The 13,742-nt window shown below is 49.9% G+C and carries 10 protein-coding genes; 7 read left to right on the forward strand and 3 right to left on the reverse strand.

The genetic code is table 11. The features are described 5' to 3' along the window. Nucleotides 1–99: 99 nt before the first annotated feature. The 6 genes from ACYSNS_RS12235 (at nt 100) to ACYSNS_RS12260 (ending at nt 9,813) form a co-directional block, all read left to right on the forward strand. Nucleotides 100–2,475: a type I restriction-modification system subunit M gene (locus ACYSNS_RS12235; protein ID WP_461723445.1), complete on the forward strand. Its 2,376-nt coding sequence runs from the start codon at nt 100–102 to the stop codon at nt 2,473–2,475. Beyond that, complete coding sequence (locus ACYSNS_RS12240; RefSeq protein ID WP_461723446.1) at nt 2,475–3,881, forward strand: restriction endonuclease subunit S; 1,407 nt, start codon at nt 2,475–2,477, stop codon at nt 3,879–3,881. The genes ACYSNS_RS12235 and ACYSNS_RS12240 overlap by 1 nt, the downstream gene beginning before the upstream one ends. Beyond that, on the forward strand, nt 3,868–6,939 hold the full coding sequence (locus ACYSNS_RS12245; protein ID WP_461723447.1) for a type I restriction endonuclease subunit R: 3,072 nt from the start codon (nt 3,868–3,870) through the stop codon (nt 6,937–6,939). Before ACYSNS_RS12240 ends, ACYSNS_RS12245 begins: the two co-directional genes overlap by 14 nt. An 881-nt stretch (nt 6,940–7,820) precedes the next feature. Continuing rightward, complete coding sequence (locus tag ACYSNS_RS12250; protein WP_461723483.1) at nt 7,821–9,293, forward strand: DUF2169 domain-containing protein; 1,473 nt, start codon at nt 7,821–7,823, stop codon at nt 9,291–9,293. Between the two features lie 28 nt (nt 9,294–9,321). Next, nucleotides 9,322–9,555, forward strand: a complete 234-nt coding sequence (locus ACYSNS_RS12255) for a hypothetical protein (RefSeq protein ID WP_461723448.1) — start codon at nt 9,322–9,324, stop codon at nt 9,553–9,555. 6 nt (nt 9,556–9,561) lie between these two features. Continuing rightward, the gene (locus ACYSNS_RS12260) at nt 9,562–9,813 is read left to right on the forward strand and encodes a hypothetical protein (RefSeq protein ID WP_461723449.1); all 252 of its coding nucleotides are present in this window, start codon (nt 9,562–9,564) and stop codon (nt 9,811–9,813) included. A gap of 137 nt (nt 9,814–9,950) precedes the next feature. On the opposite strand, the gene ACYSNS_RS12265 is transcribed toward ACYSNS_RS12260, so the two are convergent. From ACYSNS_RS12265 to ACYSNS_RS12275, 3 genes are read right to left on the reverse strand one after another with little or no spacing between them, the layout of a single operon-like run. Continuing rightward, nucleotides 9,951–10,382 carry a thioesterase family protein gene (locus ACYSNS_RS12265; RefSeq protein WP_461723450.1) on the reverse strand — a complete coding sequence of 144 codons (432 nt, stop codon included), beginning with the start codon at nt 10,380–10,382 and terminating at the stop codon, nt 9,951–9,953. After that, complete coding sequence (locus tag ACYSNS_RS12270; RefSeq protein ID WP_461723451.1) at nt 10,379–11,563, reverse strand: acyl-CoA dehydrogenase family protein; 1,185 nt, start codon at nt 11,561–11,563, stop codon at nt 10,379–10,381. The genes ACYSNS_RS12265 and ACYSNS_RS12270 overlap by 4 nt, the downstream gene beginning before the upstream one ends. After that, the gene (locus ACYSNS_RS12275; protein WP_461723452.1) at nt 11,547–12,455 is read right to left on the reverse strand and encodes a DMT family transporter; all 909 of its coding nucleotides are present in this window, start codon (nt 12,453–12,455) and stop codon (nt 11,547–11,549) included. Before ACYSNS_RS12275 ends, ACYSNS_RS12270 begins: the two co-directional genes overlap by 17 nt. Nucleotides 12,456–12,551: 96 nt before the next feature. Here ACYSNS_RS12275 and ACYSNS_RS12280 point away from each other — a divergent pair, with 96 nt between their 5' ends. Next, nucleotides 12,552–13,445, forward strand: a complete 894-nt coding sequence (locus ACYSNS_RS12280) for a LysR family transcriptional regulator (RefSeq protein ID WP_461723453.1) — start codon at nt 12,552–12,554, stop codon at nt 13,443–13,445. Nucleotides 13,446–13,742 lie beyond the last annotated feature (297 nt).

Consider the following 13,742-nt stretch of genomic DNA (forward strand, 5'->3'; position numbering starts at 1 on the left):
AAAAGAGCCTGCTGATAGATATTTATTGACGAAAGATTGCAAAGTCAGCTTTGCGATATCTGATGTTACACAACAAAAAATGATGAGAAGCTGGAGTAAATGAAGCGCAACAAACAGCAAGACCAAACTCAGATCAAATGGATTTCTGACTTTATCTGGAATATTGCCGACGATCGCTTACGCGATGTGTACGTGCGTGGGAAATATCGGGACGTCATTCTTCCCTTCACCGTGCTGCGGCGGCTGGATGCCGTGTTGGAATCGACCAAGCAGGCCGTCTTGGAGCGCAAAGGTTTTCTCGATAAAAACAAGGTGGCTGAGCAAGAAGGTGCGCTGTGTATGGCGGCGGGGCAGGCCTTCTACAACATCTCCGAATTCACCCTCGAAAAGCTCAAGGCCAGCAGTGCGGGCCAACGTTTGCGTGATGATTTCATCAACTATCTCGACGGCTTTTCCCCCAATGTCCAAGAAATCCTTACCAAGTTCAAGTTTCGCGACCAGATTCAAACAATGGTCGATGCTCACATACTCGGCTATCTGATCGAAGATTTTCTTGATCCGGAAATCAATCTTTCCCCCCTTCCTATGAAGGATGATGATGGGCAGATTAGGCTTCTTGCGCTAGATAACCACGCCATGGGCACAGTTTTTGAGGAATTGATCCGGCGTTTTAACGAAGAAAATAACGAAGAGGCCGGCGAACACTTTACACCGCGTGACGTCGTCAAGCTGATGGCCAAGTTAATGTTTCTTCCGGTTGCCAATCAGATTCAGTCAGGCACCTATCTTCTTTATGATGGAAGTTGCGGCACAGGCGGCATGTTAACTGTTGCCGAAGAAGAATTGCACGAACTGGCCCAAAGTCACAATAAGGAGGTCTCGATTCACCTGTTTGGACAGGAAATCAACCCGGAAACCTATGCTATCTGTAAGGCAGATTTACTCCTTAAAGGCGAAGGTGCATTGGCTGAAAATATTGTCGGCGGTGCGGACAAATCCACGCTGTCAGCCGACCAGTTCCGTTCACGTAAGTTCGACTTTATGATCTCCAACCCGCCTTATGGCAAGAGCTGGAAGACCGATCTCGACCGCATGGGCGGCAAGAAAGAATTCAGCGATCCCCGTTTCATTGTCAATCACGGTGGTGATCCAGAGTTTAAGCTCATAACACGTTCGAGCGACGGGCAACTTATGTTCCTGGTAAACAAGCTACAAAAGATGAAACATGATACGCCATTGGGCAGCCGTATTGCGCTGGTGCACAACGGGTCCGCACTGTTCACTGGTGACGCAGGCCAGGGTGAGAGCAATATCCGTCGCTGGGTGCTAGAAAATGACTGGCTGGAAGCGATCATCGCGTTGCCGCTCAACATCTTTTATAACACCGGAATCGCTACCTATATTTGGGTTCTGGCCAATAAGAAAGCGGAGTACCGTAAAGGCCGGGTACAGTTGATAGACGCCAGCAAGTGGTATGAGCCGCTGCGCCGCAACCTGGGCAAGAAAAACTGCGAACTTTCAAAGGTAGACATCCAGCGCATCCTGAAGCTGTACCTTGGCGAGCCGCAGGATACACCGGATTGCAAGTGGTTTGACACTACCGACTTTGGTTACTGGAAAATCACGGTTGAGCGGCCGCTGCGCCTCAAAAGCCAACTGCGCTCAGACAGCATCGAAACGCTGCGTTTTGCATCGGGTGATGATGCCTTGCGGTCAGAAATCTACACCACTTATGGCGACAAGCTCTATACCGACTTCGCCAAGCTCAAACCCGCAATCGAGGCATGGCTGAAAGGTGAAGACGATAATGATGAGGAAGATGATAGTGAAGACGATGAGGCCCAAAGCGTTGTTGCGAAAACGTCTGTACCAGCAAAGCGCCGCAAAAAATTGCTGAATATCACGACATGGATACGCGATAAAAATCTTCTTGACCTAGCCTATCTGGCACAGAAAGATTTGGGTAACACCGTTTTTGACGATCACAACGATTTTCGCGTCCGCTTCGACGCGGCGATGAGGGCGAGCGGTGTAAAACTAAGTGCACCTGAAAAGAAAGCCATCTACAAGGCCGTAAGCTGGCGCGATGACACTGCTCCTCCCGTTATTGCCAAACGCACCAAGCTGAAACCCAGCGATTCGTTCGAGCAAGGGTGCGACGGCAGATATCTAGAGACCTTCGGCAAGGAGCGCTTCATCATCGAGTATGAATCTGATACGGATCTTCGCGACACTGAACAGGTACCACTTAAGGAACAAGGTGGTATCGACGCATTCTTCGTCCGCGAAGTGCAGCCGCATGCGCCGGATGCCTGGATCGCCACGGACAAGACTCAGATCGGTTATGAAATCTCGTTCGCGCGTTACTTTTACAAGCCCACGCCACTACGTTCACTGGAGGATATCCGTGCCGACATCCTGAAGCTGGAAGAGCAATCCGATGGATTGCTGCACAAAATTGTGGGCGCGAAGTAATGGCAGCAACAAATGTTTATCCAGGCTACCGTACAACACGAGTACGCTGGCTGCCACCTGTGCCCGAACACTGGAATGAGCAACGAGCAAAAACCTTCTTCCGCGAAGTGGATGAGCGCTCCAAGACAGGAAAAGAAGAGCTGCTATCGGTGTCGCATCTGACAGGCGTTACGCCACGCAGCCAGAAGAACGTTACGATGTTCAAGGCAGCGAGCTATATTGGTTCTAAACTGTGTCGTCCAGGCGATATTGTCATCAACACGCTTTGGGCTTGGATGGCCGCTCTTGGTGCGAGCCGGTACGCGGGCATTGTTAGTCCAGCCTACGGTGTATACCGTCCGCGTAAGCCAGATAGTTTCAACCCGGCCTATCTTGATTATTTGCTGCGCACCCGAGCTTACGTTGCCGAATACATCGGGCGTTCAACCGGTATTCGTTCCTCACGCTTGCGCCTGTATCCAAATCAGTTCCTCGACATTCCGTTGATTCAACCGCCGCGCCCCGAACAAGACCAGATCGTTTCCTACCTGCGCGCGCAGGACGCGCATATCGCCCGCTTTATCAAAGCCAAGCGCGACCTCATCGCGTTGTTGACTGAGCAAAAGCTTCAGATTATCGACCAGGCTGTCACACGCGGGCTTGATGCCTTCGTCGCGCTGAAGCCTTCCGGTATCCAATGGCTGGGAGATGTACCTAAACATTGGGAAGTGAAGCCGCTCAAACGTTGGGTGACGCTTAATGCCAGCACGCTGGGCGAAAAGACCGATCCGGATTTTGAGTTCCGCTACGTGGACATCAGCTCAGTGCAAACCGGGCGATTGGCAAAGGATCTCGGGCGCATCCGTTTTGATGCTGCGCCTTCCCGAGCGCGTCGCGTTCTACACCGAGGTGACACCATTATCTCGACTGTACGAACGTACCTGAAGGCGATCTGGTATGTCAGTGAGGAGGCCGATAACCTGATCGCATCTACCGGCTTTGCGGTCCTCACGCCCGGGAAAAGTGTGGAGCCTGAATATCTCGGTTTCGTCATCCAGAGCAGTGCTTTCGTGAACAGGGTCTCGGCGAACTCCACCGGCATCGCCTATCCCGCTATCGCAGAAACTGTGCTTGGGCGTTTCACAGTGGCATTGCCACCGACCGTGAGTGAACAGCAGGCCATCGTCGCGCGCATCAAGAAAGAGAGCGCGCCGCTGGACGACTCCATCGCCCGCACGGAAGAAGAAATCAAGCTGATCCGGGAATACCGCGACCGCCTGATCTCTGATGTCGTCACTGGGCAGGTGGATGTGCGCGGGTGGCAGCCTGGCCCGGATGATATTGTGAGCGATGATGAGGTGCTGGCGGCGTTGGGAGATGACGAAGAAAGCGCAAGCGAAGAGGAGGATGGCGATGGCAAAGACTGACACCAGCGAGCGCTGGTTTGAGGCGCGCATTGTACGCGCTCTGACAGGTATTCCGCAGCCGGAATATAGCCATGACCTGGCCCCCACGGATTTTGCCGCTACCCATAACGGCTACGTACAGGGCAAGCCCATGGACTTCAATCGTGATGTTGGGCTGGATGTTACGCAGTTGCTTGTATTCCTGCAGGCCACTCAGCCTGATGCAGTGGCAACTTTGGAACTGGCTACTGAGGGCATTAAACGCACGCAGTTTTTGCACCGTTTGCAAGGCGAGATCACCAAACGCGGCGTGGTTGATGTGTTACGCAAAGGCGTGAGCCATGGGCCGGTTCACGTTGACCTCTATAAGATGCTGCCCACACCTGGCAACACGACTGCTGCAGAGGCTTTTGGCAAAAACATTTTAAGCGTCACCCGGCAGGTGCGTTACAGCAACGATTCCGGTAACGAGCTGGACATGGTGATCTTCATCAATGGTTTGCCCGTGCTGACTTTCGAGTTGAAGAACTCATTGACCAAGCAGACGATTGCTGACGCCATTGTCCAGTACCAGAGCACACGCAGCCCACAGGAGCTGCTGTTCCAGCTAGGCCGCTGTGTAGCTCATATTGCGGTCGACGATGCGGAAGCAGCCTTTTGCACTGAGCTGAAGGGTAAGGCCTCGTGGTTTCTGCCGTTTAACCAAGGTTGGAACAGTGGCGCTGGCAATCCGCCCAACCCGAATGGCCTGAAAACCGACTATTTGTGGACGTCGGTTTTGACCCGCGAGTCGCTGGCTAACATCATTGAGAGCTTCGCTCAGGTGGTGGAGGAAGAAGAAGCCGATGCCAATGGCAAGAAGCGCAAAAAACGCAAGCAGATTTTCCCGCGTTTCCATCAGTTTCGCACGGTCCGTGCTTTACTGCACCGCACCCGTGCTGACGGGGTTGGCAAACGCTATTTGATCCAGCACTCGGCCGGTAGCGGCAAAAGCAACACCATCGCGTGGCTGGCGCACCAGTTGGTGGGACTCAAGACCGCCTCCGATGCGATGTTGGCCCAGTTCGACTCGGTTATCGTCATCACCGACCGGCGTGCACTGGACACACAGATCGCACGCACAATCAAAGGCTACGACCATGTTGCGTCAACCTTTGGCCACTCTGAAAACGCTGATGAGTTGCGCACTTTCTTGCGCAAAGGAAAAAAGATCATTGTCACCACAGTGCAGAAGTTTCCGTTCATTCTTGATGAACTGGGCGATCTTTCCGGCAGGAAATTTGCATTGCTGATCGATGAGGCGCATTCCAGTCAGGGCGGCAAGACCACAGCGAGGATGCACGAGGCGTTGGGCGGGAAAGCTGCAGAGGAGGACTTTGAAGAGGATGCCACGCAGGACGCCGTGAACGCGGAGATCGAGAAGCGCATTCAGTCACGCAAGCTGCTGTCAAACGCCAGTTACTTTGCTTTTACCGCCACCCCCAAGAGCAAGACGCTGGAGTTGTTCGGTGAGAAAGTTATAGTCGGCAACGAGGTGCAATTCCGCTCACCTGAGGAGTTGACCTACACCACCAAACAAGCGATTCAAGAGGGCTTCATCCTTGATGTGATCGCGAACTATACACCGGTGGATAGCTTCTATCAGGTCGCCAAGACGGTTGAGGACGACCCCGAATTCGACAAGGTGAAGGCGCTGAAGAAGATCCGTCATTACGTCGAATCGCACGACAAGGCCATCCGCCGCAAGGCCGAAATCATGGTTGACCACTTCGTTGCACAGGTGGCAGGCAAGCAGAAGATAGGCGGCAAAGCGCGAGCGATGATCGTGTGCAATGGCATTGCGCGCGCCATTGATTATTTTCGTGAAGTGTCGGATTACCTTATTCAGATCAAGAGCCCTTACAAGGCCATCGTGGCATATTCTGGAGAGTTCGAGATCGGCGGCCAGAAAAAAACCGAGGCAGACTTGAACGGCTTTCCGAGCAAGGATATCCCCGCCCGTCTTAAACAAGCCCCATATCGGTTTCTGATTGTTGCGAACAAGTTCGTTACCGGCTTCGATGAGCCTTTACTGCATACAATGTATGTGGACAAACCCCTGGCCGGCGTGCTGGCGGTACAGACGCTATCACGCCTGAACCGGGCGCATCCGCAAAAGTATGATACCTTTGTGCTCGACTTCGCCAACAACGCCGAGGCGGTGAAGGCCGCGTTTCAGGACTATTACCGCGCTACGGTGCAAATAGGCGATACTGACCCCAATAAGCTGCACGATTTGAAAGCCGAACTCGACGGGCAGCAGGTATATAGCTGGCAGCAGGTGGAGGATCTGGTCGCGCTTTACCTTGGCGGCGCAGACCGGGACAAACTCGACCCGATTCTTGATCTTTGTGTGGAGGAATACAGGGATAACCTGGACGAAGATGGTCAGGTGAATTTTAAAGGCAAAGCCAAGGCATTCGTACGTAGCTATGGCTTCCTTGCAGCAATCTTGAACTACGGGCATCCATCGTGGGAAAAACTGTCAATCTTTTTGAACTTTCTTATCCCTAAGCTTCCCGCGCCCAAGGAGGAAGACCTTTCCAAAGGTATCCTGGAATCTGTCGATATGGATAGCTACCGTGTTGAAGCCCGAGCGGCTCTAAAGATGGCAATAAACGACACCGACGCTACAGTTGATCCCGTTCCTTCAGGTAACCGTGGGGGCAAGGCTGAACCCGAAATTGACAGGTTGTCAAACATTATTAAGACTTTTAACGACCTGTTCGGCAACATCGACTGGAAGGACGAGGACAAGATACGAAAGGTCATAACGGAGGAAATTCCAGCACGTGTGGCCCAAGATAACGCTTATAAGAATGCTCAGGCAAACTCCGACAGGCAGAACGCCAAATTGGAACACGACAGAGCGCTCAACCGGGTTGTACTTGAGCTGCTGTCTGATCACACTGAGTTATTCAAGCAATTCAGCGACAATCCCAATTTCAAGCGTTGGCTTACAGACATGGTATTCGACACGACCTATCGGCGAGATAGAATGCCATCGAAAGCGCCTCCTCAGACCAGAGCGGAGTTATGATAAGGCATGATGAAGTTGATCCGAAATATATTTTCGCCACATTGAATGCCGTTATGGAGTAGCGCTGCCAGCCCTATTCTGACGCGTGAAAAGCGCAAAAGAATTATGGTAAATGCATCGCATAGCAATGTGATTTCCACACTTATCCCCGTCAGTTAAGGGGCTTTTATGGCAGACTGACTGGCCAGTCTTTGAAGTCGGTGTTTGACTGTAATGACAGCAAAAAATCTTGTCTTGAAAGGTTCAAGTTCGGCACAGGTTTTTAAACACTAATTTGGGTTCTTGAAGGGCAAGATAAAAACCCGGTGAAACCCAATGCAAAGCATTGTTTTTCCTGTGCAATATGGACGGTCGGTTTTGGTCTTGGTGGTGGTCATCGGTAATCCTCCAATGAAATCAATCAGTTTTTTGGAACCAGACCTACGATTTTCAACAGGTTGCCGGCGAGCCCCTTCATGGGTTCCGTGATAGCTCGCTCAAACAGCTGCTACCGCAGAGATATACACAAAATTGACACAGCCCAGAATGATGGTTTGCATTTTCCCAGATATGCAATAGAAAGCAGAAGAGATAACTCATTGATATATTCGTGTTATCTTAATCATAATCATGCGTTGGGGGCATTTTTTGACAATCCGAGTTTTGAATACAACGCCGTTTGCCTGTCTCAAATATCCGGGGCGCACTGTCAGCAGACGGAAATTTGGTGTTGTGTTGGTGAAGGCGTCTTTCGATCTGGGCGCTACCGGATGCCGGCTTTCGCAAGAGCACGAGCCGATCAACTTTTCCGAAGAGTTTTATGAGGAAGTCAACACATCGTCGCTTCGGATGACATCGGACTTCTGCCCCTAAAAACGGCCACTGACATCATCTTTGACGCAATCGCTTATGCGCCGGATGGCAAGCCTGTATCGAGCTTTACCGTAGGCATTCAGGTCAAAAATGCGACCGGTACAATCATAGCCAAGTTTCTTCGCATCACCGGCCCGCGTTGGTGGGCGCCAAAATGGAAGCGGCCGCTGAGTGATCGGGAAAGGGCCGAATGGCAAAAACATCGCGATCTCTTTGAAGGGTGGACGCTCACCGAGCCCGAACCGATAACAAGCCTGCCGATCCGGTTTGAATACGCCTATGGCGGCGCTGTCGAAAAGGGCGCGGACGAAAACGGCAATCCTGTCCTTGCCGCCTATGAATACAATCCGGTTGGGCGAGGTTATATCGACCCCGACTGGACAGATCACACCAAACCACAAGCTGCGCCGCAGATCGAATATGCCGACGAGCCGATAACCGACCCGTACAAGCGCTACAAACCTGCGGGTCTTGGGCCGATACCGGCGGCGTGGCTGCCGCGCCGACCGCTTGGCGGCACCTATGACCAAAACTGGATCGACAATCGCTGGCCCTATCTACCCGATGACTACAAATATGCATATCACAATGCAGCGGCAGACGACTTGCAGGTCAAACCCTTTTTGACAGAGTTCGAGATCGAGTTATTGGGTCTTCATCCGCAAAAACGCCATTGGACGCTGCGTTTCAAATCGCCCTGTCCTTATGTGAATGCCGATACACAATTCGGCTGGCGGCACAGTTTTGCCAATCTGGACACGGTGTATTTTGACATCGGCGCCTATGCGGATGGGGATTACAGGCTGCATGGCCTCTGGCGCTATATCTATGATCCGCAGGAAGTTGGCGAGATACAGATAAAGTCGCTTCATGACAAGGATCCCGATTACGCATACGTCCTTCGCAGGGATCTGTTGCCCTCGCCATCGCCGGATGAATGCGAGGGCTTCATCACCCGCAACCAGCATAGCCAAGTGATTGACGAGGAGGTATTCGATGGTAAATATGGCGACGGTCTGGCTATTTGGAAACCAGAAATTATGCCTGGGCCGCTTTTGAACATACCGTTGGAAGATGTTCCGGGCATCGGCAACCGGATGAAATCCAGGCTGTTGAAAGCCAGTATTGTTAATATGGAATTGCTGCTTGCCTGCGCACCCAAGCAAATGCGTAATCTTTGGAGGAACGTTACTGGTGAACGCTTGCGGTATGCCCTCAATGGTTATGACATTGAAGCCGGCACCTCAGAACGCGGTATGTTCGGCCATGGGCGGGTATTGCCGGCAGAAAGTCGCAGCCTGTCAGCGCATGGCATCGCTTGGCTGCTGCTGGTGAAAGCAGCACACCGGCTTCGCAATGAAAACTATTATTGCTCGCTCCTGTGGGTTTCGCTTTCGATTGACAACGGTTATTGGGGCAAGTCCTATCGCCTTCCTATCGTGAAAGACGACCAAGCTGTGCTTGAGGGCTTTGTCGAATGTCTGGAGGCTTGCAGAAACTGAACTGCTCAGACGCACAAGGATTTTTAAAGTGAGCGTCACTTTGGGTGATTTGACGAAAGCGGATCAACGGCAGTTGGATATGCTTCTGAACGACGACCAAATGCGCCGTAAATGGGAGGCCGCAAACTCTGCTGTCGATGCGCTCAACCAGCGCTATACCGGTACAGTTGTAAGTCTGGACAATTGGAAACCGCCATCGGGCGGCCATACCGGGGGGAAGACTTCGTTCACGCGCATTCTCTCTTCAGAAGATTTTTGGTGAGTTATAATGAGTTGGAAAACAGATCTGCAGGTCAGAGACCGTGAGGACAAGATGAAGCTTGAATGCACCTGCACCCGGTGTGGACATACGCATTATCTGACAAAAGCCGAACTTTGCCGGTCGCCGGAACGGGAGTTTCTTTATCTTGATGAGGTGGAGACGCAGGAGATATGCCATGCCCGGGGCTGCCGAGGTGAAGTCAAAGTCCTTTTAATCGAAGACAGAAAGGCAAGTCCGTTTGTGGGCGGTCTGGCCTGATGCTGGTTATTGCGGACAATTTGAGACAATACGGCTTCGCAGTCTAGCAAGATGCGCAAAGCTATCAGCGATCATATGCCGGAATCTCGATATAAATTTTCAGCCAATAACGTGTGCTTAACCGAGAAATGCTCATACTAAGTGGTGCCAGAAATTTTCTTGATTTTTTCGCCAAAACGCTCGTGAAATTTGTCCCACTGAACGACAGTTCTGCCGATTTCGCCTCTGCCTATTAAATCAAGATCATCATACGCTTCGACGGCCCACAATATTTGCCGACCCTGAATGTTTTTGACCTCTGAATGCACCTTAACAAGAGCACCCGGCGGCGTAGCCGCTTCATGCGTAACGTTGATTAGAGTGCCAAGACTACCCTCGCCGGCTTCAAGCGCCGGTTTGAGCGCGCAGATGCAGCACCATTCCATCAGCCCGACCATAAACCCTGTAGCGAAAACGTCGGGAAACTGCTGAAATTCTTCGAATTCTGGATAAAGGCCGGCAACCGTCTTTTTATTAGTAACTTGGTATTCAATATCAAAACTGTTTCCCGTTTTTAGAAGATTTTTCATGCTTCTAGCTCCTCAAAAGTCGGAATTTTGGCTGTCGGAACATATTCTCCAAGCGCAATTTCTGCAAGCCGCTTGCGGTGAATGTCGGACGTTGCAGCAGGCGGAAACAACATCAGACTGTCTCTCAACAATCGTTCTATCTTTGCGTTGCGACTTGTTCCCCGAGCGCCAAAAACATCCATGGCATACTTGGCAGATTTGAATGCGAGCTCAGTTCCAATCAGCTTTGCCAACATGATTTCGCTATCAGCATGTCCGTCACTATCAAGCTTTTGCATTGCATTATATGCGTGAAGCTTCGCTGTTCGGTAGTTCGTATATATTTCGCCTATTTTCAGACGAACGCTTTCCAAAGCGGTCATTGGCCTGTTGTAAATAGTTCTATTTTTCGCGTAATAGATTGTTTCGTGTAAAATTCTGCGGTGTACTCCTAATGCAACCGCGGTGAGGTTGGGCTTCCCATAAGTCGTGATTGCCTGGTGTGCTATAGCTATGCCATCACCATTGCGGCCGATCATATTATTGATGGCAACGATACAGTTGTCGAAGATCAATTCTCCGATATTGAAACCACGTAAACCGGTGTTATCATTTGCAACACCCGGCCGCACCCCTAAGCAGGTATTTTCGACTAAAACCGCTGTTAACCCTTTTGATGGTGGGGCCGTTCGGAAGATAACGCCATGGACGGTTGCAATGTGGGAGTTAGCGATCCAGCATTTTTTACCGTTGAGGATAAGGTTTTCGTTGGCTTTGGTACCGGTCGTTTCCATACCCAAGATATGGGATCCGGAACCCTGTTCGGTTATACAGATGGAAATGATGTCTTCACCGGACGCAAAACGCGGGAGCCATTTTTTCTTTTGTTGTTCAGACCCGCATTGCTGTACCATAGCTGTACCCAAAATTGCAGATTGAAGGGCGCCGCCAAGTGCGCCAGAAAAGTAAGAAGCTTCTTCGATAGCTATGAACCGGCTTAAATGATTGCAGCCGAGACCGCCATATGTGGTGGGGATGCTGATACCATAAAGGCCCGCATGTCCCATGTCGTGAATAATATGTTCAGGTATGATGTTATTATTTTCGATTTGAACGTCCATATCAGACGGATAATTTGATAAAATATTCTGAACGTATAAACGCACATCATCAACAGATTTTAATTCAGACTTTACCACCATTTTTTGTACCTCCCCTTAGCAACGATGTTCTATTAAACAGAACGAAAAACAGGCCTATGATTATCAGCAAAGCCCCCAGCAACATTCTTGTGGTGATGGTTGTCCCCAGCACGATATAGGAAATACCGACGCCGAAAATGGGATTTAGCAGATGAAAGGCCATCGCCTTCTGCGGGCCTATTTTTCTAATGAGATATAGCCATATTAAGAAATCAATGATCGAAATAACGAGCACGAGATATGAAAGGGTTAAGATAAATCTTGCATTCTCATAAGGTAAGGTATTGTCCCAAAACCAAGACAACGAGAAGGGCAATAATATAATGCCCCCGAATAGGTTTTGCCCCGCATTGATTGCGACAGGGTTATAAGCTACCCCATATTTCTTGAAATATAACGTACCGAACGCAAAGGCCAGAACGCCTAGCAATCCTAATGCCAGCGGCAAAATAGCATCACCGATATCTGGGGTACCCACCACGAAACCAACACCCAGTATGCCTAAGATAGTCCCAAAATATTGAGTATTGGTGACGATCTCTCCCTGTAACCGTGTAATCAACAACGTAAGAAAAGGTGCAGATGACACCAACAGCACGACTGTTGCAGGGGACAGGTAATGCATTGACCAGAATGTCAGGCCGAGATAAAGCGCATTGTTTAGGAAGCCTAGGACAATAGCGTCTTTAAGAAATTTCAGTGACCATATAGGCTGGCCGCTTGGCATAAGAGATACGGCCGCAAACATCAAAAAACCGGCGAGCAAAAAGCGCAGACAGAGCAGCGGTATAGGATCGACAAATTCCATGGCGACCTTACCCGCGATGAACGCTGATGCCCATAAAGCGCTGAAAACAACACCGAGCAAAGTCATGACCAGCGATTTGTTCATGCTCACTCCTCCCACTCGGGATTCTAAAAGTTATTGTTAAGTCAGTAAAATTAATTTACTATCCAATATTATAAGTTTTGCTAATTAAGGATTTCTATGCGAGAATTGATGCATCGGATATCTCTGGATCAGCTGATAATTTTTGTATCGCTTGTTGAGACAGACAGTTTTGTGGCGACAGGAAAGCGTCTGGGAAGATCACAATCGGCAATAACCCAACAATTGAGTAAATTAGAAAAAACCGTAGGTGCGCCATTGATTTTACGCACCCGTGGACGCGTGCAAGGCTTAACGGAAATCGGCAAACAGGTATTACCGTATGCCCAGAACTCTGTACGCGCTGTGGAGATATTCTATAATTCTACGCGGAATAAGACCCAAACGGGACAAATCCGGATAGGCACAACTGACGATTATAATATCGACAACTTGCAACTGATTATTGAGAAGTTGGCAACGCATTTTCCCTATATAGATTTTTCAGTTTTTTCGGATTTTTCCGGACATCTCGAAACGATGTTCCCGAGTATATTGGATATCATCCTCACGAAGGAGCTGAGCACAGAAAACGCGACCGTTGAAGGACAATTTGAACTTGAATGTCAACAACTTGTGTGGATTCGCGGCTCTTCTTTCGCTTTATCAAGCGAAGCGAAGAAATTGCCGCTTGTTTTATTGAATGACGGCTGTTCATATCGCAGGATTGCCCTTGACGCTTTGAACAAGAATGAGATCGATTACGAAATAAGATATAGCGGAACAAGCTATTTCGGGGCCATGCAAGCCATCAGACAAGGCTTTGGTATCGGTGTATTTCCGGAAAGATACTGCGACGGCACAATAGGGGTGGAGCTTAATCGTTATGGGGATGTCATCCTGCCCTCTTTACCGACGATAACGGCAATGCTGCGCTACAATGTTGAAAAACTGAAAGGCGAAAAACAAGAACTAATTTACGTCCTGCTTTCGTTATTTAAACAGTATCGCTAGCTTGCGCAAAATCTGGTGACTTAATGATATTTATAGCTACTACTCCAAGTTTTGGCTTTCGGGTTTAACGATTACCGGAGCCACAAAATTAGCAAAAAAATCAATCAATAAAGTTAGCTTCACGTTCAATTGACTGCATAGCCTTTTCACATATGGTTCGATTAATCAGCCATGCATGAGTCAACGAGCTCTGCGTGAGGCGCTCTGATTAGGGTTCGGAAAACCCTCTACACAAACGCCAATTAACCTGCGGAAGGAACTTCTGCGGGCTGACTGCAGTTACCCCATCACGTCCCT

Source organism: Bartonella sp. LJL80, assembly GCF_054871565.1.

What these genes read in the sequence shown, in the direction of transcription:
- ACYSNS_RS12235 (WP_461723445.1), top strand. Translation starts at nt 100, where the DNA reads ATGAAGCGCAACAAACAGCAAGACCAAACTCAGATCAAATGGATTTCT.
- ACYSNS_RS12240 (WP_461723446.1), top strand. Translation starts at nt 2,475, where the DNA reads ATGGCAGCAACAAATGTTTATCCAGGCTACCGTACAACACGAGTACGC.
- ACYSNS_RS12270 (WP_461723451.1), bottom strand. Translation starts at nt 11,563, where the DNA reads ATGGTGGTAAAGTCTGAATTAAAATCTGTTGATGATGTGCGTTTATAC.
- ACYSNS_RS12275 (WP_461723452.1), bottom strand. Translation starts at nt 12,455, where the DNA reads ATGAACAAATCGCTGGTCATGACTTTGCTCGGTGTTGTTTTCAGCGCT.
- ACYSNS_RS12280 (WP_461723453.1), top strand. Translation starts at nt 12,552, where the DNA reads ATGCGAGAATTGATGCATCGGATATCTCTGGATCAGCTGATAATTTTT.
- ACYSNS_RS12245 (WP_461723447.1), top strand. Translation starts at nt 3,868, where the DNA reads ATGGCAAAGACTGACACCAGCGAGCGCTGGTTTGAGGCGCGCATTGTA.
- ACYSNS_RS12265 (WP_461723450.1), bottom strand. Translation starts at nt 10,382, where the DNA reads ATGAAAAATCTTCTAAAAACGGGAAACAGTTTTGATATTGAATACCAA.
- ACYSNS_RS12260 (WP_461723449.1), top strand. Translation starts at nt 9,562, where the DNA reads ATGAGTTGGAAAACAGATCTGCAGGTCAGAGACCGTGAGGACAAGATG.